This is a genomic window from Metapseudomonas cellulosilytica, from assembly GCF_049334135.1.
GTDB lineage: Bacteria > Pseudomonadota > Gammaproteobacteria > Pseudomonadales > Pseudomonadaceae > Metapseudomonas.
Genome location: NZ_JBHZGN010000034.1, coordinates 38,983 through 49,463, shown reverse-complemented (window position 1 = coordinate 49,463; position 10,481 = coordinate 38,983). Strand labels below are relative to the sequence as shown.

Here is a 10,481-nt window from a genome sequence, read left to right as displayed (position 1 = left end):
TCACCAGCCAGTCCACCCCGCCGCCGGCGTCTTCGCTGACCACATCCCCGAGGTTGTCGACGTTATAGGCGTCATTGCCCTGGCCGCCGGCCATCATGTCGGCGCCGACACCGCCCACCAGCACATCGTTGCCGACGCTGCCGACGATGACGTTGTCCAGGGCGTTGCCGAAGCCGACGAAGTCGCCGCTGCCGCCGAAGAACAGGCCCTCGACATTGGCGCTCAGGGTGTAGCTGTTGAGCGACGTCGAGACCGTGTCATGGCCGAGGCCGAGGAGTTCGACGACCACGTCGCCAGGGTCGGTGACTTCGTAGGTATCGTTACCGACGAGGCCGACCATGACATCCGCGCCGGGCCCGCCGATCAGTACGTCGTCGCCGGCCTCGCCCTGCAGGGTGTCGTCACCCAGCCCGCCGACCAGCATGTCGTTGCCGTCACCAGCGATGATCTCGTCGCCGCCTATGGTGCCTATGAGCAGGTCGTCGCCGACGGTGCCGAGGACGAGCGCACCCACCACGGCGGTGGCCGCCGAGGTCCGCGATTCCAGGCCGCCGAGGTCGTCCGTGAAGTTCGCCACCACCCGCAGCCGTTGACCGATCTGCGCTGCCGTCGGGGTGAAGCCACGGCTGGTCGCCCCGGCGATGTCGGTGAAGGTGACGCCGTCGTTCGAGGACTGCCACTGGAAGCTGAAGATCGACGTGGCGATTCCATCCGGATCATCGATGGTCCCCGGTCCGACTGTCAGGCCTTGGCCCTGGGTCGGGCTGATGTCGCTGATGGCCGGCTCGCCCGTGGCCACATCCTGGGCCGGCGTGGCCGACACCAGCGCGGTCGGTGCCGAGAACGCGGTCTCCAGCACGCCATTGGCATCCTTGTAGATGGCCTTGGCCCGCAGGGTCTGGCCGGCGAGATCGGCTGTCACCCTGAACGTTTCGCCAGTCGCCACCTGGTCCGCAGCCGCGACATCGATCTGGATGATGTCCCGGAACAGGCCATCGCCATTATCCACCTGCCAGGAGTAGACCACCTGGCCGGTGATCGATCCGCCAGGATTGTCCGCATCCGTGACACCGGCGATGGACGCCTTCATCAGGGTACCGACCTCAGGTGTCGCATCGTTCACCGACACCTGCCCTTGTGGAGCGGAATTGCTGGTGGGAGCCAGGCTCAGGGTCTGGTCGGCGAACTGCAGGCGCTCGATGCCGGTCAGCCGGTCCACTCCATTCCGCCCGACCTCCGAGTCGGTCACAGTGACGATATCGTCACTGAAGTCGAGTGTGGTGCCGTTATTGTTGATGTCGACCGTGTAATCGGCGGCATTACCGGTAAATACAACCGTGTCGACGCCTGCGCCCGTCCCCGGCAGGATCTCCCGGGCTATCACCAGTTGCCCCGGATTGAAGACGCCCGCCGTCATGAACGGTACGAGTGCCGTCAAGCTGTCGAAGCTGGCGATTTCCGGCCCGGTTCCATCCAGGTTCTGGCGAACGCTGATGCGCACGTTCAACCACTTGTCGCCATCGATCAGGTCATCGCCGCCGCCACCCTCGATGAGATCACTGCCGTTGCCACCGAGGATGACATTGCCGGCACCGAACCTGTCGTCGGCGTTGCCGGAGATACCATCCGGGCCGTCACCGGCAGAGCCGATGAATGACCGCAGGCTGCTGATCAGGTCGAAGTTGGTCAATACGCTGCCGGTGAAGCCGGAGACGGAAATGGCCGCCGCATCGGAGTCATCACCACGCAGGATGTCGCTGAACCCCGACCCCGACAGGCCTTCGGCGGATTCGAAGCGAGCAAGCACCGACACTGCCGAGACAGCTCCAATCGGGGCCTCGTTGAACGCCCGGAAGCGCATATCGACGTTCACCCCGGCCGGATCATCCTTGAACACCGCCCAGTCGTAGCCGGAGCCGCCAATGTAACGGTCGGTCGGGCCGCCATTGCCGACCATGATGTCGTCGCCGCCCTCACCCTCCATCCGGTCGATGGTGTCATCACCGATGAAGACGTCGTTGCCGACTATGGCGTCCAGCCCGCGGGCGTCGAAGTTCTCACCGGCACTGCCATCGGCCATGCCGTGCTCGAGCCAGTCATCGCCTTCGTTGCCGAACACCATCTCGTTCGGCCGCACGCCCAGGATGAAGTCATCGCCCGGGCCGCCGAAACTCTCCGACTCGTCCTCGCCAGTGATGATGAAGTCCTTGCCGAAGCCGCCGAGCATCAGGTTGATGCCGTTGCCGGCGTGGATGACGTCGTTGCCCTCGCCACCTTGCAGGTTATCGTCGCCGCCCTGGTCCGTGATGATGTCGTCGCCGGCACCACCGAGGATCATGTCCACGCCGTCGCCGCCTTCGAGCCTGTCGTTGCCGCCATCGCCGTACAGCGTATCGTCGCCGATGCCGGAGATGAGGATGTCATTGCCTTCGGTGCCACCCAGGACCACATGGTCTTCGCCGGTGTAGCGCAGGTAGCTGGTCTCCACAGCGAGCGTCATCGGGTCATCGCGGATCACCAGCTGCCGCAGTGCACTGCCAGCCTGCGGGTCGGAGTTGCCGAACAGGCCATCGAGACCTGCCACATCGTCGGCCGTGCCCTGGATGCCATCCAGCCCGGCCTCGTTCAGGCCGGTGTGCTGTCTGGTCGGGTCGCTCTCGAGGATGAAGGTCGGCGTCGTGAACACGTCACCCGGCAGGTGCGTGGCATTGGTGTTGGCCATGATCAGCTTGGCGAAGGAGTTGTTCTCCAATTCGGTGAGGAAATTCAGCCCCGCCGTGCGTTCCAGGTAGTAGAAGCGGTCGCCGTTCTGCAGCTTCTCCATCTGGTTCTCGAACACGTAGTTGAAGGTCGAACCCAGCAGGCCGCCGAAGGGCATCTGCCGCTCGGCCAGGCCGCCGACCCAGAGGTCGATATCGTCGACGCCGGTGGTTGCGGCGGGGCCGTTGAGGAATTCGAGGCGGTCGGCCGCCACCACCCCATCAAAGTTCTGGTCCGTGCCGAAGACCAGCTCCATGGCCGCTATGCGCTTGTCGGCCAGCGTCGTCGCACTGGCCACCGTCCCGTGGGTGCCGTAGGCGGCGATGAAGTTGATGATCGACGACTCATGCCGCAGGTTCATCGCGAAGTCGACCCAGCTCGCATAGGGCTTGAGCTGGGAATCGCCCGTGGCGGTGTAGAACTCCCGGCGTGCCGCGTTCAGCGACGGAACACCGGTGTCGCGGGCGCGGGTCATGTTGACGGTCGGCAGGTCGAGCGGCAGGCCCAGCAGATTGTTGCGCAGCGCATCGGTCACGAAGTTGTCGATCTCGTTGCCCTGCTGCCGGGTCACGCCACGCACGATGGCGCCAGCGGCCTGTTCAGCGGTGAGGGTGCCGTTGGCATCGAACGCCAGCGGGTTGAGGAAGGCTTCGACCAGGCCGATTTCGCTGGAGGCGAAGTTGGGGTCGAGCCGGTCGACGGTCTCGAGCAGCATCGAGTGGCCGAAGCGGTACACCGCATGGGCGAACTCGGCGACTATCGCCGGGTTGATAGTCGAGTCGTAGCCCTGGCCTTCCTGCAGGAACACGTCAACCTGCGGCTGCACCTTGCGGGCGAACTCTTCGAATACCAGGTGCTGGTACTGCATCTCGGTGCCGAAACGCGCCGCCTGGAACAGGCGCTCGCCATTCCACTGCAGGGCATCGATCTCCCCTTGCGTGGTGGGCAGCACCGTAATCGGCGTCCGCAGCCACTGGTTGACGAAAGCGACGTCATTGCTGGCAAGGACCACATCCTTGATATGCACGACCAGGCGGTTGTGTTCGGCGTGGAACACGTGGTGCACGGCGGTCAGGGCGATGTTCTCGTTGACCCGGCCGTCGCCGGCCATGAAGTGCTCCGCCAGCAACTCGTCGTCGTAGGTGGTGCCCAGGCCATCGTCGACGCCGGCCACGGCGTCCGCATCCGCCGTCAGCGGGACACCGAAGGCGCTGAAGGGGTTGGCGCTGTGGGCGATGTCGGCGAGGAACATGTGGCCGGTGCGCAGGGCGCCGACCGCGGTGGGGCTGATCGGTGCGGCCGGGTCGCCTTCCACCAGCACATCGTCGGCGGTGTTGGGCAAGCCGTCAGGGCCGAGGTCGACCACCAACTGGGCAAAGCCGTTCGCGCCGGGGATGAACTTGCCGTACGGATCGACCGCCACCAGCGGCACGTTGAGGGCGTCGAAGTCACTGAGTTCGATACCCAGCAGGTCGCGCGCCTGGGCCTTGACCACGCCCCAGGTGGACATGCCGCCAAGCTCCACATCATCAAGGGTACCGAACACGCCATCGGCGCCCAGATCCCTGTTGGTGATCAGCCGGCCGGTTGCGACCGGCACGCCGCCAACCAGCTCATAGGCACGCAGGAAGACCTGGTGCGCCGGATGCGAGGTGTAGGTCTGGTTCTGGTCGACGAACGGCGTGGTCTGGTTGTTCTGGGTATGCACGTCGTCGGCGGTCCCCAGGATACCGTCCACGCCAGGCAGGACCTGGGTATTGACGGCACGAGTGACCATCATGAACTGCAGCGCCGGGTCGGTCAGCTCGTCACCGCTGCCGGCAATGCCGTCCGGGCCATGGGTGATCAGCGGGTCATCCGGCTGCAGCGGAACGAAGACCGTGCCGTTCTCCCCCTTCTGCACCAGGTCCAGGCCGTGGTCGAAGAATTGTCCGAAGAAGGTGAACCAGGCGTTGAACGGCGCCGAGAGGCCTTCGTCAGGTGTGGTGTTGCCGATCGTCAGGGTCTGCCCACGCGGGATGACGACGCCATTGAGGTCGAGAATGATCGGCGTGCCATCGGCATTGGAGAGCGGCGCACCGGTAACCGGATCCACGGCGCGGGTACCCAGCCCCGCTTCGAGGAAGGCCTGCACCGCCGACGGGTTGGTGATGGTCTGGTCGACGATCAGGTTGGAGATGATCCGCGGATCGGAGTCGACCACATTGCCATCCACAGGTCCTGTGGTGGCGAAGTTGGTGTTGGTGATGCCGTTGAACGGCGCTTCGTCCAGGTCATTGCGGAACTGCTGGCCCACCAGCAGCGGGAAGTCCTGGTCCGCGGCACCGAAATTGGTCTGTCCCACGACCAGGTTGTTCAATGAGCCGTCCACGGTACGCAGGCCGAAGGGCACCCGCGAGTTGGGCAGCAGGGACAGCAGGTCCGCACCGGCCGCATGCTGTTCCGCGATCAGGATCTGGTCGAGGATGAACTGCAGGTCGCTGCGGATCAGGTGCAGGCCGTTACCCGGGCTGGTGGTGGGGCTCTCCTCCGGAATCGGCGCTGGCGGGGCGACGACTATGACGCCGGCGACCGGCGTGGTCGCCGCCGAGAACACGTTCTCCAGCGTCCCGTTGGCGTCCTGGTAGATCGCCCGGACCCTCAGCGCCAGCCCATCGAGATCGGGCGTGACGCGGAAGGTAGTGCCGTGGACCGTCGCCGGATTGTTGGCGCCCTCGACGCGCAGGTCCTCGAACACGCCGGTGCCGGCGATCCGTTCGACCTGCCAGACGAAGCTGATGGGGCCGGTGATCGCGCCGCCCGGATTGTCGGCATCGGTGACACCCGCCGCCGAAACCGTCAGCACCTGGTTGACCGCCGGCGTGGTGTCATCGATCGTCAGCAGGCCAACCGGCTCGGCGTTGAGACCGGCCACCAGCACCACGGCCTGGTCGGCGAACTGCAGCCGCTCGATATTGACCACGCGGTCGGTGCCGTCGGGGCCCGCCACCAGGTTGCCATCGACGTCCAGCACCTGGTGCTGGACCGTCGTCACGCCGGTGGCCGCATCGGTGGTCACGATGTAGTTGGCCAGGATGTCGGAGAACACCGCCGTGTCGAAAGAGGCAACGGCGGCCGTGTTGATTTCACGGACGATGCTGAGCTGGCTGGGGGTGATTTCGCCGGACAGCATGAAGGGTATGAGCTCGGTGAGGCTGTCGACGGTGGTGATGACCGGTTGTCCCGGCTGCGGCACGTGGCCGGCCACTGCGATGCGCACATTGAGGAAGCGTTCGCCGTCGAGCAGGTCATCGCCACCACGACCTTCCAAGATGTCGCTGCCACCGCCACCGAGAATGATGTTGCCGGTGGCGAAGGAGGTCACCACGGGCACCGCCGCGGTACCCAGCATCTGGTTGAGGAAATCCTGCAGGCCGGTGATGCGGGCGATACCGGCGGCGTTGAGGCCGCCGTTCAGCGCCCCGGGTACGTTGATTTCCGCCGCGTCGGCGTGATCGCCACGCAGCACGTCGGCGAATGCCGAGCCGGTCAGGCCTTCGGTAAAGGCGAAGCGGTCGAGTATGCCCTGGTTCGAGGGTGCCACCGGCGGCTCGATGAGGTCATTGACCAGCAGGTCGGCGGACACGCCGAGCAGGTCGTTGTCATAGCTGGCCCAGTCAAAACCGCCACCGCCGTTGAAGTGATCCTCGCCGTCGGACATCACCATGATGTCGTCGCCGCCCTCACCGTCGGCCTCGTCGAAGCCGCCACCGGTGATGATGACGTCATGTCCCAGGATGGTGCTGGCTTCCAGCGGGTCGAAGTTGTCGCCGGCGGCACCGTCCGAGGTGCCGATCTCGATCCAGTCGTCACCCTCGTTGCCGAAGGTCGGCAGGTTCATCTGGGCACCGAGGATGAAGTCGTTGCCCTGTCCGCCGAAGGTCTCGGACACATCTTCACCGGTGATGATGAAGTCGCTGCCGTCGCCGCCGAGGATAAGGTTCTCGCCATTGCCGCCATGGATGACGTCATCGCCGGCATTACCCTTGAGGACGTCGTCGCCGCCCCAGTCGGTGATGATGTCATTGCCGTCGCCACCTTCGATATTGTCGACGCCATCACCGCCTTCCAACCGGTCGTTGCCGGCATCGCCCCAGAGGGTGTCGTCGCCGATGCTGGCGATCAGGGTGTCGTCGAGTTCGTTGCCACCGAGCACCACGTGGTCCACGCCGGTGTAGCGCACGAAGTTGGTGTCAACGGCTGGCGTCGCCGGATTGTCGCGGATCACCAGCGGGATCAGGCCGCTGCCGCCCAGCGGATCAGAATTGCCCAGCACGCCGTCCGCCCCGGCGACATCGTCGACCGTTCCCTGGAGGCCGTCTGCGCCGGGCTCGTCGAGGCCGGTGTGCTGGATCACGGGGTTGGACTCGAGGATGAAGGCTGGCGTGGAGAAAATGTCCGCCGGCAGGTGGCGCGCATCGGTATTGAGCATCACCAGCTTGGCGAAGGAGTTGTTCTCCATCTCGGTGAGGAAGTTCAGCCCCGCGAGGCGGGACAGGTAGTAGAGGCGGTCACCGTTCTGCAGCGCCTCCAGCTGGGTCTCGAAGACGAAGTTGAAGGTTGAGCCCAGCAACCCGCCGAAGGGCATCTGCTTCTCGGCCAGGCCGCCGATCCAGAAGTCGACGGTATCCAGGCCGGTGGTGGTAACACCATTCGCCCCACTGACCCAGGCGCCCGTGCTGTTCAGGAAATCCATGCGATCAGCTGCCACCAGGCCGTCACCGTTCTGATCGGTGCCCAATACCAGTTCCATGGCCGCCAGGCGCTTGGCGGCCAGCGTCGTGGCCCCGGTGATGCTCGCGTGGGCACCATAGGCCGCGATGAAGTTGATCAGGGAAGCCTCATGCTTGAGGTTGCCCATGAAATCGGCCCAGCTGACGTAGGGCTTCAGCTGGCTGTCGCCGGTCATCTGGTAGAACTCCCGACGCGCTGCGTTCAGTGACGGCACGCCAGTGTCGCGGCCGCGGCTGATGTTCAGGGCCGGCAGGTCCAGGGGCAGTCCCAGCAGGTTGTTGCGCACCGCCGCGGTGACGAACTCGTCGATCTCATTGCCCTGCTGGCGGGTCACACCGCGGACGATGAGGCCGGCGGCCTGCTCCGCGGTGACCGTCACGCCACCGACATTGTTGAAGGCGAGCGGGTTGAGGAAGGCGCCGATCAGGCCGATCTCGTTCGAGCCGAAGTCAGGATCCAGGCGATCGATGGACTCGACCAGCATCGAGTGGCCGAAGCGGAACACGACGCTGGCGAACTCGTTGACGATTGCCGGATCGATGGTCGCATCGAAGCCATCCGGCGCGAGGAAGACATCCACCTGCGGCTGCACCTTGCGGGCGAACTCCTCGAACACCAGGTGCTGGTACTGCATCTCGGTGCCGAACTTGGCGGCCTGGAACAGCCGCTCGCCATTCCATTGCAGCGCGGCGATTTCCGCCGGCGTGACCGGGAAGGTGGCTGGCGCGGTGCCCGGCATCAGCCAGGCGCTGAGGAAGGCCAGGTCAAGGGATTGCAGGATCACGTCCTTGGTGTGATCCACCAGCCGGTTGTGCTCGGAGTGGAACACGTGGTGCACGGCGGTCAGGCCGATGTTCTCGTTGACCCGGCCGTCGCCGGCCATGAAGTGCTGACCCAGCAGTTCGTCGTCATAGGTTCCCGCGATGCCATCGTCGACACCGGCGACCAGGTCCGCATCGGCCACCTTCGGGGCACCGGTCTGGCTGTCGAAGGGATTGGCGCTGTGGGCGATGTCGACGAGGAAGGCCTGACCGGTGCGCACGGCATTGGCCAGGCTTATGGGTGCCGCCGGATTGCCTTCCACCAGGACGTCATCGGCGGTGCCGGCGACATTGTCGAACCCCCTCATCACCACCTGCGGGAAGCCGTTCGGCCCCTTGATGAAGTTGCCGTAGAGGTCGGTGGCCAGCAGCGGGACGCTGCCCACGTCGGCATCGGTGAGGTTGATACCGAGCAGGTCGCGGGCCTGGGCCTTGACCACTGCCCAGGTGGACATGCCGCCGAGTTCCACATCGTCCGCCGTGCCGAACGCGCCATCGGCGCCCAGGTTGCGGTTGGTGATCAGCTTGCCGGTGGCCTCCGGCTGGCCGGCCGCGTTCAGTTCATAGGCACGCAGGAATACCTGGTGCGAGGGGTGCGAACTATAGGTCTGGTTCTGGTCGACGAAGGGCGTGGTGGTGTTCAGGTGCCGGTGCACGTCGTCGGCGGTGTTCAGGATGCCGTCGGCGCCGGCCCCCACCGCAATGTTGTCGGCCCGGGTGAGGACCATGAAGTTGCTCGAACCACCCGGCACGAACAAGGGATCGTCCGGCTGCAGCGGAATGAACACGGTGCCGTTGTTGGCCTTCTGGACCAGGTCCAGGCCATGGTCGAAGAACTGGCCGAAGAAGGTGAACCAGGTATTGAAGGGTGCGGAAAGACCTGCATCCGGAGCGGTGTTCGGGATTCCCAGGAGCGTCCCGGCGGGAATCGGTGCATTGTTCAGGTCCAGCAGGGTGCCGATGGCGAACGGCAACCCTGTCGCCGGATCGATCTGGGTGCCATCGGCGAGGGCCCCTTGTCCGGCATCGACGAACGCCTGGACCGCCGACGGGTTGTTGCTGGTCTGGTCGGCGATCAGGTTGGAGATGATCCGCGGATCGGCATCGACCACATTGCCGGCGACCGGCCCGGTGGTGGCGAAGTTGGTGTTGGTGACCAGCCCGCCAGGGGCCGGACCGTTCAGGTCGAAGCTGTCACCATCCAGTTCATTGCGGAACGACTGTTCGAGCATCAGCGGAAAGAGTTGCTCCGATGCGCCGAAGAGGGACTGGTCGAGGATCAGGTTGTTGAAGCGTCCGTCCACGGTACGCAGGCCAAAGGGCACCTGGCTGTTGGGCAACAAGGCGGACAGGTCCTTGCCCCTCGCATTGGCTTCAGCGATGAGGATCTGCTGGAGAATGAACTCGAGGTCAGACTTGATGAAGTTGGCCATTTTCTAACCCTCAGGACCGGCAGCAAAAAAGCAGGCTGAATCACGCCCACGCGGGAGCGATTCCACGTTTGCAACGAAGAAGCTGATGCAGGAGCGAATCGGAAAAGCAGCCGCAGCTCCTGGGCGCCAGGGCCCGGAGGTCAGCGGAACGATTCGGGTGGGTGACGCGCCGCGCTATGGCTGGCGGAGGTCAGGCTCTGTCGGTGGGCGGTCCGTGGAAGCGGACCGAAATGCGTGCGCACATCGGTGGGCCTTCAGCCCCCCGATGCATGGACGATTCGATCGCCATGATGACGTTCTCCCTAGCTTGTTGAAGCGGCTACGGCGGCAACGTCCCTCAACGGTACTGCGTGCCAATATCAGTCGTACTCATTCACACCCTGACTAAAGTTCCGGCGCCATATACTGTCAAGGAACCGTCGCAATATGTTTCAAGATGTAAAATCAATATAAGAACCTGAATTCAATGAAAAACTCGAAAACAATCAGTTCGCAGACGGCTTTAAACATGCTGTAGCACTCTTTCAACGCACCTGAGGCGTTCCTTCTGCATGACTGAAAGCCGCTAGGCAGAGCGGTCGAGATCGTCAACTCCACTTATCAGCGGAAAACAACCGTTAATTCAAGTCGTAATTCGGGAATTTCAGCGGCATCTTTCTTGCTTGGGAACTAACCCGGGCAAGCGAGCCCACTA

The 10,481-nt window shown here is 64.4% G+C and carries 1 protein-coding gene; it reads right to left on the bottom strand.

Annotated elements, in window-relative coordinates:
- On the bottom strand, positions 1 to 9,787 hold a 9,787-nt coding region (locus ACFW0H_RS27750), incomplete at its 3' end, for a peroxidase family protein (protein ID WP_422917068.1).
- Between the last annotated feature and the right edge of the window lie 694 nt (positions 9,788 to 10,481).